The 14,098-nt window shown below is 68.6% G+C and carries 12 protein-coding genes and 1 CRISPR repeat array; of the genes, 11 read left to right on the top strand and 1 reads right to left on the bottom strand.

Annotated elements, in window-relative coordinates:
• The first annotated feature begins 3 nt into the window (after positions 1 to 3).
• From cas1e to ACQEU6_RS00745, 3 genes are all read left to right on the top strand, one after another.
• Positions 4 to 957: a type I-E CRISPR-associated endonuclease Cas1e gene (gene cas1e / locus ACQEU6_RS00755; RefSeq protein WP_499328583.1), complete on the top strand. Its 954-nt coding sequence runs from the start codon at positions 4 to 6 to the stop codon at positions 955 to 957.
• Positions 954 to 1,304 (top strand): type I-E CRISPR-associated endoribonuclease Cas2e, encoded by a 351-nt coding sequence (gene cas2e / locus ACQEU6_RS00750; RefSeq protein WP_499328581.1) that lies wholly within the window; start codon positions 954 to 956, stop codon positions 1,302 to 1,304. Before cas1e ends, cas2e begins: the two co-directional genes overlap by 4 nt.
• A gap of 80 nt (positions 1,305 to 1,384) precedes the next feature.
• Positions 1,385 to 2,999: a CRISPR direct-repeat array (repeat unit 29 nt; unit sequence GTGCTCCCCGCGCACGCGGGGGTGGTCCC).
• Between the two features lie 289 nt (positions 3,000 to 3,288).
• On the top strand, positions 3,289 to 4,176 hold the full coding sequence (locus ACQEU6_RS00745) for a helix-turn-helix domain-containing protein (RefSeq protein ID WP_499328579.1): 888 nt from the start codon (positions 3,289 to 3,291) through the stop codon (positions 4,174 to 4,176).
• Here the strand turns inward: ACQEU6_RS00745 and ACQEU6_RS00740 are convergent.
• Positions 4,161 to 4,949, bottom strand: coding sequence for a DUF6879 family protein (locus ACQEU6_RS00740; RefSeq protein WP_499328577.1), 789 nt, complete (start codon positions 4,947 to 4,949; stop codon positions 4,161 to 4,163). The genes ACQEU6_RS00745 and ACQEU6_RS00740 overlap by 16 nt on opposite strands.
• Positions 4,950 to 5,151: 202 nt before the next feature.
• On the opposite strand from ACQEU6_RS00740, the gene ACQEU6_RS00735 reads away from it, so the two are divergent.
• From ACQEU6_RS00735 to ACQEU6_RS00700, 8 genes are all read left to right on the top strand, one after another.
• Positions 5,152 to 5,301: an FxLD family lanthipeptide gene (locus ACQEU6_RS00735; protein ID WP_361068484.1), complete on the top strand. Its 150-nt coding sequence runs from the start codon at positions 5,152 to 5,154 to the stop codon at positions 5,299 to 5,301.
• Between the two features lie 58 nt (positions 5,302 to 5,359).
• Complete coding sequence (locus tag ACQEU6_RS00730) at positions 5,360 to 8,506, top strand: lantibiotic dehydratase (RefSeq protein ID WP_499328573.1); 3,147 nt, start codon at positions 5,360 to 5,362, stop codon at positions 8,504 to 8,506.
• Between the two features lie 7 nt (positions 8,507 to 8,513).
• A complete protein-coding gene (locus ACQEU6_RS00725) occupies positions 8,514 to 9,785 on the top strand; it encodes a lanthionine synthetase C family protein (RefSeq protein WP_499328570.1) in 1,272 nt (423 codons plus the stop codon).
• Between the two features lie 27 nt (positions 9,786 to 9,812).
• A complete protein-coding gene (locus ACQEU6_RS00720; protein ID WP_499328568.1) occupies positions 9,813 to 11,540 on the top strand; it encodes a methyltransferase, FxLD system in 1,728 nt (575 codons plus the stop codon).
• Positions 11,482 to 11,814 carry a transposase gene (locus tag ACQEU6_RS00715; RefSeq protein WP_499328564.1) on the top strand — a complete coding sequence of 111 codons (333 nt, stop codon included), beginning with the start codon at positions 11,482 to 11,484 and terminating at the stop codon, positions 11,812 to 11,814. Before ACQEU6_RS00720 ends, ACQEU6_RS00715 begins: the two co-directional genes overlap by 59 nt.
• Entirely contained in the window at positions 11,811 to 12,851 is a 1,041-nt protein-coding gene (locus ACQEU6_RS00710) for an IS3 family transposase (RefSeq protein WP_499328557.1), read from the top strand. The genes ACQEU6_RS00715 and ACQEU6_RS00710 overlap by 4 nt, the downstream gene beginning before the upstream one ends.
• Before the next feature lie 51 nt (positions 12,852 to 12,902).
• A complete protein-coding gene (locus ACQEU6_RS00705) occupies positions 12,903 to 13,508 on the top strand; it encodes a class I SAM-dependent methyltransferase (RefSeq protein WP_499328562.1) in 606 nt (201 codons plus the stop codon).
• Positions 13,509 to 13,662: 154 nt separating this feature from the next.
• Positions 13,663 to 14,088, top strand: coding sequence for a hypothetical protein (locus tag ACQEU6_RS00700; RefSeq protein WP_499328560.1), 426 nt, complete (start codon positions 13,663 to 13,665; stop codon positions 14,086 to 14,088).
• Positions 14,089 to 14,098: the final 10 nt, after the last annotated feature.

Raw genomic sequence — 14,098 nt, 5'->3', positions numbered from 1 at the left:
CCGATGTCGACTGTTGGCAAACGCGGCGCGGCCTCCCCCTACGAACTCACCCGGATGAGCGACCGGCTCTCGTTCATCTACCTCGAACGCTGCACCATCCACCGCGAAGACAACGCCATCACCGCCGAAGACGCCGACGGCACCACCCACATTCCCTCCGCCACCATCGGCACCCTCCTGCTCGGCCCCGGCACTCGCGTCACCCACCAGGCCATGAGCGTCCTGGGCGACAGCGGCGCCGGGGTCGTCTGGGTCGGCGAACAAGGCGTCCGCTTCTACTCCGGCGGACGCTCCCTCACCCGCTCGTCCGCCCTCGTCGAAGCCCAGGCCACTGCCTGGGCCAACCGCCGCACCCGCCTGGACGTCGCCCGCGCCATGTACCGGATGCGTTTCCCCGGCGAAGACCCCTCCGGCCTCACTCGGCACGAACTCCTCGGCCGCGAAGGACGCCGCGTCAAAGAGCGCTACCGCTACGAAGCAGCCCGCGTCGGCCTGGCCTGGAACGGGCGCCACTACGTCCCCGGCGACTACGACTCCGGCGACGCCGCCAACCAGGCCGTCACCGCCGCCGCCCAATGCATGTACGGCATCGCCCAGACCACCGTCGCCGCCCTCGGCTGCTCACCGGGCCTCGGCTTCGTCCACTCCGGACACGAACTCGCCTTCGTCCTGGACATCGCCGATCTCTACAAGACGGAGATCGCCATTCCCGTCGCCTTCGAGGTCGCAGCCGACAGCCCCGACGACATCGGCTCCCGCACCCGCCGCGCCATCCGCGACCGCGTCAACCAGCGCGGTCTGCTCCGCCGCTGCGTCCAGGACATCAAACGCCTCCTGCTACCCGATGAGGCCACCGATGACCCCACCGGCGACGACTCCGACCACGTCACCCTGCAAAGCGACCACGGCATGAACGTCGAATCCGGACGCAACTACAGCGAAGACGTGTACTGGTGACCGTCATCGTCCTCACCAACTGTCCCGCCGGCCTGCGCGGATTCCTCACCCGCTGGCTCATGGAAATCTCCCCCGGCGTCTTCATTGGCGGCCCCTCAGCCCGCATCAGGCAAGCCCTCTGGGACGAGGTCCAAAAGTACGCCGACACCGGCCGCGCCCTCCTCGCCTACACCACCAACAACGAGCAGGGCTTCACCTTCGAAACCCACGACCACAAATGGCACCCGATCGACCACGATGGCATCACCCTCATACGCCGCCCCAAAAGCCAACCGGCGGTCTCTGCCAAGCCCCCACCCGCTGGCTGGAGCAAAGCTTCCAAACGCCGTCGCTACGGCAAACGTTAACCCCGGTGCCCGAAATGCCGGAATTGAAAGAAGTGCTTCCAAACGCCATGATCAGCCGATAAACCCGCAGGTCGCCGAGAGTGCTCCCCGCGCACGCGGGGGTGGTCCCTCATCCCCCGCCGCACCAACGGCGACGACTACGTGCTCCCCGCGCACGCGGGGGTGGTCCCTCATCCCCCGCCGCACCAACGGCGACGACTACGTGCTCCCCGCGCACGCGGGGGTGGTCCCCCCGTGTTGAAGGGCGTTGAGGAGTGCTAGCCCGTGCTCCCCGCGCACGCGGGGGTGGTCCCAAGACGCTGACCAAGGACACCACGGCGCTCGCGTGCTCCCCGCGCACGCGGGGGTGGTCCCCTCGGCGAGCAGGCCCGCGCGCTGCTCGACCAGTGCTCCCCGCGCACGCGGGGGTGGTCCCTAGTCGGTCGGGAGCTCCGTCTGCTCATTCTGGTGCTCCCCGCGCACGCGGGGGTGGTCCCCGGACGTGCCCCGCATGCAACGGCTCGGGCCAGTGCTCCCCGCGCACGCGGGGGTGGTCCCCTCACCGACGCCTGCCCGTTGTGCCGTCCGATGTGCTCCCCGCGCACGCGGGGGTGGTCCCTCCGGCCGGTGCTGCCCCCGCACAAGATCCGGGTGCTCCCCGCGCACGCGGGGGTGGTCCCTACACGGGCGAGATCGAGCTGATCTACCGGGCGTGCTCCCCGCGCACGCGGGGGTGGTCCCTCATGGCCGCAGAAGGAGCACGCCCAACGCTCGTGCTCCCCGCGCACGCGGGGGTGGTCCCTGCCCGACGCCACCACTGAGGCCCTCCGCATTGTGCTCCCCGCGCACGCGGGGGTGGTCCCGGGAAGCCGCTCGGCGAGCGGACCGCGATCGAGTGCTCCCCGCGCACGCGGGGGTGGTCCCCGGCCGCTGTCGATCCAGGGGGACCTGCTCTCGTGCTCCCCGCGCACGCGGGGGTGGTCCCGACTTGCGCACGCCGGACGCGAGCCGACGCCCGTGCTCCCCGCGCACGCGGGGGTGGTCCCGTCTTCAGCATCGGCCTGGGTACCGCGCTGCTGTGCTCCCCGCGCATGCGAGGGTGGTCCCGCGACCAGGAACCGGGGCTTAGTGTGGGCGTCGCGCTCCCCGCGCACGCGGGGGTGGTCCCATCACCCGCCAGGGCGTCACGATGGGGTTCCTGTGCTCCCCGCGCACGCGGGGGTGGTCCCACGGGCGACGCGTGCCTGCGCCGCGTCCGCTCGTGCTCCCCGCGCACGCGGGGGTGGTCCCCCGTCCTCGTCGCGGGGCAGGTGGTCGTACTCGTGCTCCCCGCGCACGCGGGGGTGGTCCCGGGGCAACATCCCTCGCGCTCGGAGGGTCCCCGTGCTCCCCGCGCACGCGGGGGTGGTCCCTGCTTCAAGGCCGGGACTGAACTGACCTTGCAGTGCTCCCCGCGCACGCGGGGGTGGTCCCTAGGCAGGCGATCTCCCAGTCCGACCCGGACGGTGCTCCCCGCGCAGGCGGGGGTGGTCCCCAGCGCCGGCGGTACACCATCTCGATCTTCGAGTGCTCCCCGCGCACGCGGGGGTGGTCCCCGAAGGAGACCCCGTGAACGTCCGCTGATCGGTGCTTCCCGCGCACGCGGGGGTGATCCCTCGGTGTTGGGGTCGTCGGGGTTCCCGATGGCGTGCTCCCCGCGCACGCGGGGGTGGTCCCGGTCAGATGCGCGCTCGGTGGGGCGCCGTGCAGTGCTCCCCGCGCTCGCGGGGTGGTCCCGACACCTGGCTTGCCGTAAACGGGATCGTTCTGTGCGCCGCCAGCCGCCCGCGCCGACTGGTATGTAACCGGCAGTCCGACGAGCCACGAGCAGAGCGCCAGTTGCCGGGTCTTTCCTCGCGGCCCGGTGGCGAGGACCCACACGCGGGCACGGTCGGCTTTCTGTGAGTGTGAATGCTGGTGAACGGTGTCGCGCTCACTGGGTGAGGCCGAGGCATCATGGGCCACTATGCCGCCCTCACCATCATCGTCAGCTCAAGCGGCGCGCGAGCGCTTGGGAAGCAAGCTCCGGGATCTCCGCCGGGCCAGGCGTATCTCGGGCCGGGCCTTCGCAACCTCGGCGGGGTGGAAGTCCGCGTCCCAGGTGTCCATGATCGAGATGGGCCGCCGAACGATCTCGGCGGAGCATGTGCGGTTGTGGTGCTCGATCTGTGGAGCGTCCGAGCGCCGGACCGAGGAACTGCTTGCCGAGCAGGCGGCGGTCGCGGGGATGTGGATCCCGTACGAGCAGCTGAATCGTGGTGGCCTACCGGAGGCGCAAAGATCGATTCGGCAGCAGTACGAGGAGTTGGTGCTGGCCCGGTCGTATCAGCCGAAGGTGTTTCCCGGCATGCTGCAGACCGCGGCTTACACTCGGGCGGCGCTGACCGGGGTGATCGTTGAGCAGGCGGTGCAGACGCCGGATCCGGACGGTGAGGTCGAGCTGGCGGTGGCCGAACGGATGGATCGGCAGAGTCTGCTCGGTCGGCCGGATGCCCGCTGGTACTTCCTGCTGGAGGAGCCGGTGCTGTGGTATCGGCCGTATCCAAGCGACGTGCACCGCGATCAGCTACGGCACCTCCTGGAGGTGCGGCGGCGGCCGAACGTGTTCCTGGGAATCATCCCGGCCGGCACCTTCCGGCAAGGTGTTCATCCGGAGGAGGCGTTCGACATCACCGACGGCCACCTGGTGACCGTGGAGCTGGTGTCGGGCTACCTGTCGGTGACGCAGCCGGCGGAAGTCGCGTTTTACGTGGCCACGTGGAAGCGGTTGTGGGCGCTGGCGGAGACAGGTGAGGCGGCAACGGGGCGGGTCCGTGCCGCGCTCGACCGGCTGGGTGATCAGGAGGGGGTGTAGTCGTCGTGCGGGATGCCGCGTTCCCACAGCATCTCGAACATGCCGACGATGGGCAGGACCTTGCGCGGGTCGGCCACGTACTCCATCCGGCCGGTGTCGGTGCCATCGCCTGCGGTGAAGTTGTAGGCGATGAGGCGCTGGTCGTACATGAAGAAGTCGGCGACAGGATGCGGCAGGTCGTAGGCCAGGTGGCGGGGCAGCCACCGCAACTCCTCCCCGGCTTTGAGGTTGCCATAGCTGATGGCATGTTCCCAGCGGATGTAATCGCTCACGGGCTCGGACACGATCCGCAGTCGACGGAATCGGACACCGCGGGCTACAGCGCCCCCGACCAGGTCGATCCAGGCGTCCCATTGGTAAGTGGTGTCGCCGTCCTCTAGCCATTTCATGAAGGCCGGGTCCGTCTGGTCGTATGTATCGCGGGCTTCGAGGTGGACGACGGATCGTTCGGTTCCGGCCAATAGGTCCTCGAAGGCCGGTTCCCCGGGGCCGTCCCGGCCCGGCTCGTAGTCGCCGGTGAGGGCTTCGAGGAGGCCCTGTTTGAGGTTCGCCGGTGTCCAGATCGCGACCTCGTCGTCAGCGATCGATGTGTGCCGGCCCAGCCGAGCGAGGGTGGCGGGGTCGGTGACCCGGCGTCCGACCTGAAGGACATCACCGGTGCCGGGGACCACGAGGACCGCCGGGCATTTGTTGGCGGGCGAGTCCTCGTCGATCCCGACGAAGTCGACGTCGCTGGACGGCGAGGTGTTGGGCTTTTCGGTCGGTTCGTCCATGAAAATGGCTCCCAGTTAACGTTCGCTTCACCTGGTCCCCGACTTTGAACCCCACCCCGGTCGACGGTCAACCCGGGCCGCACACGGGTGTGAATGTGTGTGAACTTTCTGGCGCCTGCGAGAACTGTCGGCGAATCTCCTTGCCGTGGCCGCAATGCCGATAGTGAGGAGCCGGTGGGCTCCGGAAGGGTGTGGAGAGACGATGACCATCCGAGAGTCCATGGAAAACGACGAGTTCGACCTGGACATCAGTGTTCTGGAGTCCGGCGACGCATCAGCCGACCTCATCGTCCTCACCGACGACGGGTGTGGCAGTACGTGCTCCAGCCCGTGCGCGACCAACGTCGTCTGACCGCGCTCTGACGTTGCCCTTCGGGCTCCCGCCCATGCTCCGAAAGGTTGTTCGGGGCATGGGCCGGGACCCGGCAGAACGCTCCCCCGAAGGCGAGATGATGGCATCAAGCAACGGAAAGCGCCTGTATCGGTGCGCTAAGACGGCGATGGTCCGTGCCACACCTCACTCGACGTTGGATTTGCCGGAATGGCCGGATCTCACCGGCAACTCACCGGAACACGTCGCCGGTTGGCGTGCGTGGCTCCTGGCGATCTGGAGGCTTGACGAGATCGCCGAAGCCATAGAACAGGCCAGCCCGGCGCTGGCTCGGCAGATTGCGGTGGTGTGCTCGACCTCGACCACGGACGCTCGGAAGGCGCGGCGAACGGTGCTGGCGGTCGCGCGATACGTGCTCCGAATGACGGGCAGAGCGACGCCTTTCGGGCTTTTCGCTGGAATCGCGCCGGTCGGCTTCAGCGCCCGGCCGGCGGCCGAGTGGGGTGAGGACCATCAGGTCGTCGCACGGGCCGGCGCAAGCTGGATCAGCGAGGTCATCGCCCAACTGGAAGGCATCCCGGAGCTGTTGCGGCGGCTACCGCAGATGGCTAATCCCCTGGCATTCGTGCGGGGCGGGCGCCTGATCATCCCTTACCCGGCCGGGCGGGGAGCAGGTCAACGCTCCCCGTCGGAAGTATCACTGCGGTGCACCACGCCAGTGCGGATCGCCATGGAGGTGGCCCGTGCTCCGGTTCCGTTTGACGAAGTGGCGGCCGCGGTTGCCGCCGCGTTCCCGGCGACGCCGCAGTCTGAGATCGAGAAGCTGATCACCAGCCTGCTGGATCAGGGCGCTCTCATCAGCAGCCTGCACGCTCAATCCACCACGATGGATCCCTTGGGGCATGTCGTGGAGCAGGTGGAGAAGGCCGGGGCAGGCGAACTGCGGCAGGTCGCGGACCTCTTGGATCAGCTGCGCGAGATCCAGACGGGCTTTGCCGAGTACAACCGGCACACGACCTCTGCGGCTCGCCGGAAGGCCCGCCCCATCCTTGCGGAGTGGATGGCGCGCCTGGGCCCGAACACGGACTCAGCCCTTGTGGTGGACATGAGGGTCGATTGCTCGCTGAGCTTGCCGTTCCAGGTGGCACGGGAGGCCGAAGCGGCCACGTCGGTGTTGGCGCGCCTGAGCGAGTTCCCGTCGGGTTCGCCTGGCTGGCGGAGCTATCACAACCGTTTCTTCGAGCGGTACGGGATCGGTTCGCTCGTGCCGCTGCGGGACCTGGTGGATCCCGATGTGGGTTTGGGGTTCCCCGCCGGTTACCTGGATGGCGAGCCTGAAGTACGTGAGCCGGTGACCGCCAGGCAGTTGCGGCTGCTTGCCTTGGCGCAGGCGGCGGCCCTGGACGACTGCCAGGAGATCGTGCTGGATGAGGACCTGATCGGTGAGCTGGAGATCGGCGCCAGAACCCAAATCCTGGTGCCGCCGCATCTCGAGCTCCGATTCCACCTTCAGGCGGAATCCCGGGAGGCGCTGGCTCGCGGACACTTCCAGCTCACGGTCGTGGGACCCTCTCGTGGCATCGGCACGACAACCGGCCGGTTCATCGACTTGCTGAGCCCTGGCGACCGGGCCAAGACCGCTGCGGTATTCAATCGGCTGCCGGTCAGCGAACCACGGGCGATGGCACTTCAGCTGTCCTTTCCGCCGCTCAACTCGGGCGACGCTCATGTGGCGCGGGCGCCGGAGTTCCTCGCCGCCACTATCAGCCTCGCTGAGCACCGTCCTCCGGGGCCGAAGGTGATCGGGGTGGACGACCTAGTGGTCGGCTGCGACCGGCGCCGCCTCTTCCTGCTTTCGCTGTCACGCGGGCAGCGCCTGGAGCCAGTGGCGTTGCACGCGCTCGATCTGCGGGCGCACACTCCCCCGCTGGCGCGCTTCCTCGCCGAGATCGCCAGGTCCCAGGCCGCGGTCGTGTCCAACTTCTCCTGGGGTCCGGCTGGGCAGATGCCGTTCGTGCCCCGGCTTCGGATCGGCCGCACGGTCCTGTCGCCGGCTCGCTGGCGCCTGCACCGTTCGGACCTACCCGACCGCCATGCGCCGTGGCCCCAGTGGTGGGACGGCATGTGTCGGTGGCGGGACCGCCGTCGCGTACCGGACGCCGTCACCCTCACCGACGGGGACCAGGCCCTACCTCTGGACCTATCCCAACCCGCGCACCTGGCAGTGCTGCGCGCACACGTTGACTCAACCGGCGTCGCCCTGTTGAGCGAAGCGGCGACGGGGAACTGCTGGTTCGACGGCCACGCCCACGAGATCGTCGCGCCAATGACCGCGGTCGTAGCGGGCGGACCGGCAAGGGGACCGCAAGTCCCGACCCCTCGGCCCCAACGTCGGGATCATGGGCAGCTGCCGGGGGCGTCCCGGATATTGCTGGTCAAGCTCTACAGCAGTACCGAACGCCATCCTGAGATCCTCGGCCGCTACCTGCCGGACCTGCTCGCTCGGTGGACGACTCCGCCCAAGTGGTGGTTCCTGCGCTACCGCGACCCGCTCCCCCATCTACGGCTGCGCATCGCGCTCGCCAACCCCGACCAGTTCGGACCTGCTGCCAACCGCGTCTCCGCGTGGGCCGCGCTTCTGCGACGCGAAGGGCTTCTCAACGAGGTGCAGTTCGCCACCTCCTACCCCGAGACCGGCCGCTGGGGCTGTGGAATGGTGTTGGAGGCGGCCGAGGAGGCCTTCGCCGCAGACTCTCGTGCACTCGCCGTGCAGTTCGCTCAGATGGCCGGGTCGTCCCCACAGGCGCTGACCGCAGCGAACCTTGTCTCCATCGCGGCCGGGTTCAGCGGCAGCCCGCAGAGTGGCATGGACTGGCTGATCCGGCACGGGAAGGTCGATGCCGCCCGCCCCCTGGAACGGCCGGTACTCCGTGAGGCGGTCCGCATGGCCGACCCGACGGACGGCTGGGCAACGCTGCGTGCGGTCCCCGGCGGCGACACCGTCCTAGCCGCCTGGTCCGAACGCGACCGAGCGCTGGCCCGCTACCGGGACCGACTACGCAGCACCGAGGACTTGAACCCTGACCTCGTCCTGGACTCGCTGCTCCACGCCCATCACATCCGGGCCGCCGGGCCGAACAAGAACGACGAACACACCTGCGTGCGGCTGGCCCGCGCCGCCGCGCTCGCATGGACAGCACAGCAGTCGACAGCGGCCGGACGGTGAGGTGGACATGGTCGACCAAACGGTAGTCACGCCGGCTGGCGCGCAGGCTGGAGCAGCGCTCGCCGCCCGAATCGCTGACCACCTGGCCTCGCCACAGGCCGTGCGCGCTACCGCCCCGGCCCACAACTGGTGGCCTCAGTCTCTGGCCTACGGCGCGGCCGGGATCGCGTTGCTCCATATCGAGCGCGCCCGTTTGGGCGAGGGCTCCTGGCAGCGTGCTCACGACTGGCTCGCCTGCGCCGCTGCCGAACCAGCAGTAACCGGGGCGGGCAGCCACCTGTACTACGGGGCACCGGCTCTCGCGTTCGCCTTCGCCGCTGCGGCTGACCGGCCTGGACGTTATGCCCGCGCCCTGGAGACCCTTGATCGGCGCATCGCCGCTGTCACCCGCTCTCGATTGAACGAGGCCCACGCCCGGGTGGATCGCGGCGAGCTGCCCGCGCTGGCCGAGTTCGACGCCATCCGCGGGCTGACCGGCATGGGGGCTCTGCTGCTGCGGCGCACCGTCCACCATGGCGATGCTCACGCCGACCTAGTTCGGACCATCCTGGATTACCTGGTCCGGCTCGGCGAACCCGTACGGCGCCATGGGGACCTCCTTCCCGGTTGGTGGAGCGATCTGGCCCCATCGGGCAAACGGTCCTCGCAGTACCCGAGCGGGCACGCCAACAACGGCGTCGCTCACGGCGTCGCCGGTCCGCTGGCTCTCCTGGCCTTGGCCTCACTACGCGACATCACCGTCACCGATCAACGCGAAGCCATCGAACGGATCTGCGCCTGTCTCGACCTGTGGCGGATCGAGGGACGGGACGGCCCGCGCTGGCCGTACTGGATCACCCTCAGCGAACTGGAGTCCGGCCGTCCCAGCCCTGGTCCCGCACGCCCCTCCTGGTGCTACGGCGTCGCAGGTTCAGCGCGCGCCCAGCAACTCGCCGCTCTGGCCACCGGCGACACCGCCCGCCAGCGCATGGCCGAAGAGGCATTACTACACGCCATGACCGCCCCGATTCCGCTCGCCGCGACCACCGACCTGTCCCTGTGCCACGGCTTCGCCGGCCTGGCGCACATCGTCCAACTCGCTGCGGCAGATGCGATCACGCCAGGCCTGCGCGAGTGCTTACCCCGCCTTCTAGCACCGATCGACTCCACCCCGCCGGACACCCTGATGGCCTGCGGCGCCGGACTTCTAGAAGGCGCCACCGGCGTGGCACTGGCTCTGCTCGCCCAGGTCAACGGAAGCGCCCTTTCCGGCTGGGACTCCTGCTTCCTGATCACCTGACCTCGTACGCCTGAAGGGAGCGGCTGGATGACAGCCCAGCAGTGGCCGCAGCACGTCATCACATTCACCGACTGGCGCGGCGCCGAGCACATCGTGCTGGAGCATCTTCTGCCCGCGCTCGAAATCTCGCAGAGCGGGGAGCCGCACGTGTGGTCGTTCGTGCGCAAGTACCCGAGCTGGCGGCTACGGCATCACCCGACCACCGACCACGGCCTGCGGAGACTGGACCGGGCGCTGGACATGATGCTCTCCAACGGCTTGATCGAAGGCTGGACGCCCGGCATCTACGAGCCGGAGACCACTGCTTTCGGAGGCGCTGCGGGCATGGATGCCGCCCACGTGCTCTTCCACCACGACAGCCGTCTCGTCCTGGAACATCTGGCCCAGTCCGGTCTCCTCCGCAGGAGTCCGCCAGAGCTCGGGCGGCGCGAGCTCGCCGTGCTGCTCCCGAGCGTAGCGATGCGGGCCGCGGGCCTGGACTGGTTTGAGCAGGGCGACGTCTGGGCCAAGGTCGCCGACCAACGCCCCACACCGCATGACCAGCCCGGCTCCCGGCGGCTCTCGCATGCCGTGCACCGGCTCATGACCGTCGAGGCGGGCTCGTCCAGCACTCTGATGACCACGGGCAGGCTTACGCCGCTGGCCGACTGGGTCGCCGCCTTCGAGCACCTCGGTCGGCAGTTGGCCGATCTCAACCACTTGGGCCGACTGGAACGCGGTCTGCGAGCCGTCCTCGCGCACCACGTGATCTTCCACTGGAACCGCATGGGCCTGTCCCGCGAAGAGCAGGCCACCTTGGCCGTACTAGCGAAAGAAGAAGTCATGGGAACAACCCGACAGCGTCCCGTGTCCGCCTCTGGCACAGGTCCGATGAACACTACGGTGGCCCGCGTGAGCAACGACACGATCGAAGCCGCCTCCGCCGAGCCCCTACGCCACGCCCTGGTCGTTCAGCTGATGGAGCACGGGCGCATCCGCACCGGCCGCGTCGAAGAGGCGATGCGCACAGTCCCTCGCCACATGTTCGTGCCGCAAGCTCCCCTGGAAAAGGCGTACGCGAACGCCACGGTAGATATCAAGCTCGACGCCGGCGGCGCGTCGATCAGCTGCGCCTCCCAGCCCGGCATCGTCGCCATGATGCTGGAACAGCTCCAGGTCGAACCGGGCCACAAGATCCTGGAGCTGGGGGCCGGGACGGGCTACAACGCCGGTCTGCTTGCCTACCTGGCCGGCCCGACCGGCCACGTCACCACAATCGATGTGGATGACGACATCGTCGAGGGCGCCCGCACCTCACTGGCCGCCGCCGGCATCGACAACGTCACCGTCATCCTCGGCGACGGCGCTCTCGGCCACGCCGACAACGCGCCCTACGACCGCGTCATCGCCACGGTCGGCGCACACGCAGTCCCCCACGCCTGGCTCGACCAGCTCGCCCCAGGCGGAAGGCTCCTCACACCGCTACGGCTGCGAGGCACCGTCGCCCGGTCCATCGCCTTCGAACAGCAGGACGGCGCCTCCCTCTGTGTCAGGCTCAGGTGGGACACAAGGGGACAAACATCCCTAACTGACATGAGCAGGGCGAGAACGGGTACCGAGCCGAGTGACGATGACCAGCCACGACCTCCCTCCCGACGACGGCCCCCGAGCCGGCCGACCCAAGCGGCGGACCTTCTCGGCCGCCTACAAGCTGCGGATGGTGGAGGAGTACGACAATGCCCCGACCGGCGAAAAGGGTGCGCTGCTGCGCCGTGAGGGCCTGTACGAATCCAGCATCTCCTCGTGGCGCCGGCAGCGCGACGCCGGGCAGTTGACTTCGTCGGGATCGGCCCGTCCGACGCCCAAGAAGGAGAAGTCGCCGGAGCAGGTAGAACTGGATCAGCTGCGCAAGGAAAAAGCGCGGCTGGAACGGCAAAACTCCGCCATGGCCAAGAAACTCAAGCAGACCGAGGCCGCCCTGGACATCATGGGAAAAGGTATCGCGCTCTTGGAAACGATGTCCGAGAGCGCGGACACCGAGAACTCGTGAACACCTGCCGGGCCGACACCTTCGCCCTGCTGGCCGAGCATCTGACGATCACCGTCTCGTGTGCATTGACGGGCCTATCGCGTTCGGGCTTCTACCGGCGGCGGAAGCCGTCCCCCGAAAGCGGTGAAGCGGCGGTGCGGCCGTCCCCGCCGAATGCACTGACCGCCGGTGAGCGCGCCGAACTTGTGGCCGCTCTCAACAGTGACCGGTTCGCCGACAAGGCGCCCCGCCAGGTGTGGGCGGCGCTGTTGGACGAGGGCGTCTACCTGGCGTCGGTGTCGACGATGTACCGGGAGTTGCGGCTGCGTGACCAGGTCCGCGAGCGGCGCGCCCAGGCCCGCCACGAGGCCGGGAAGAAGCCCTACCTGGCCGCCCGTGCACCTAATGAAATATGGACCTGGGACATCACGAAGCTGCGAGGCCCCGGTCCCCGCAGGTTCTACGACCTGTACGTGATGCTCGACATCTTTTCGCGCTGCGTCGTGCACTGGGAAGTGCACCCGCGCGAGTCCGGAGAACTGGCCGAGCAGTTCATGCAGAACTCGTTTGCCGCCAACGGCGGGATCGTGCCGGGAACGATCCATTCCGACAACGGCACCTCGATGACGTCCAAGGCGGTGACCGACCTGCTGGCGGACCTGGACATCATCAAGTCCCACTCCCGCCCGAAGGTCAGCAACGACAACCCCTACAGCGAGGCGCAGTTCCGGACCCTGAAGTACTGTCCCGTCTTCCCGGAGAACTTCGGGTCGATCGACGAGGCCGAAACGTTCTGCCACCACTTCTTCAACTACTACAACCACGAGCATTACCATTCCGGGATCGGACTGCACGTCCCCTTCTCGGTCCATGTCGGCACCGCGCCCGCAATCCAGGACAGGCGCGGCCAGACCATCGAGGCGTTCCGTGCGGCGAACCCACGGCGGTTCACCCGGGCTCCCGCGCTGCCCAAACTCCCCGCGGTCGCGTGGATCAACCGGCCCGGCCAGGACACCGCCGCCCAGACCAGCGTTGACCAGGGAGAAGACGCCGCTTAACGATCACTGACCCCTGTCTCATTTGACTTGACACCTACCGCCTGGCGCAGCGTGAGCAGCGAGATGAACACCTTCATGCCGCTTCGCCAAGGCATCGCCGACGATCCGCGGCGCATGGTTCCCGTGACCTCCGATGGGACGGTCACGCTCGTGACCAGCGGCGGCCAGAAGGTCGATGCCGAAGCGCTGGGCGATGTTCTGCACCAGCCCGCCTCACAGGTCTGGACCGGCGTCACGTTCGGTGGCCAGGAGTCGGCCGAGTGGCTGGAGGTGTGGCTGGCCTGCACGATGCCCAATGGTCTGAACCGCATGCCCTTCAAGCCCCAAGCCATCGAAAGCGGCCTGCTCGCCGCCCCCTACCCCAGCTCGACCGCCTGCTTCGACCAGGCGGCACTCACCTACCTGACCCGCCGCAAGGCCACCCGCCCCGCCTCGGACGGCGCCAGCCTGTACGAGTTCGGCGTCATCGGCCACGGCCCCGGCAGAGACACCCTTGCCGAGCAGGTAGCCGAGGCCGTCCGCACCTGGGACCACGAGTACCGCGGACGCGAGGTCACCTTCGAGATCCAGCCGCTCGACAGCCCGCCTCCCGCCCAGCGCCCCGGCCGTTTCACCTTCTCCAACGCTCTCAACCGGATCCTCATCGAGTGGCGATGAGATGGACGTCGCCGCGATAGCCCAGCGCTTCCCGCTGGTCGCCCGCCCCCGCCCCACCTGCCTACCCCTCGCCGAGCGGGTCGGACAACTCCACGAAATGGCCCACACCGCTCACACAGAAGGCGACCAAGCGTCAGCCGCTGCCGTACAGAACATGGCCGCCCTGATCGCCAGCGACTGCGGCCTGCACGACCTGGCACGGACCCTGTGTTGGCAGCACTTCGCCACCTACCTGAGCCGCTGGCCCCTTGATGCACCAACAGCCCGGCATGCCCTGGAACCCCTGGTCAACATCGCCCGCCTGATGATCCGCACCCGCGACGCCAACAGAGCCCACCATCTACTCAACGCCCTCTTCCACGCGGTCAGCGCCCACGGCGACGCCGGGATCGACGGCCGCTCCCTATCCTTCCGCCACCTCACCAACACGAAAGAGGACCTCCACACGCTCTGCCGATGGCTGTGGACGGTCCTGCTCGCCGACGGCACCCGCGCCCTGACCAGCGCCGGCCAGTGGCAAGAGGCCCTCGCTTACGTACAGCAGCACAAGGGCATCGGCCGCCGACTGCTGGACCGGTAGGTGTCAAGTC

Source organism: Spirillospora sp. CA-108201, from assembly GCF_050936235.1.
Taxonomy (GTDB): Bacteria; Actinomycetota; Actinomycetes; order Streptosporangiales; family Streptosporangiaceae; genus Spirillospora.
This window is presented reverse-complemented; position numbering and strand designations above follow the sequence as displayed.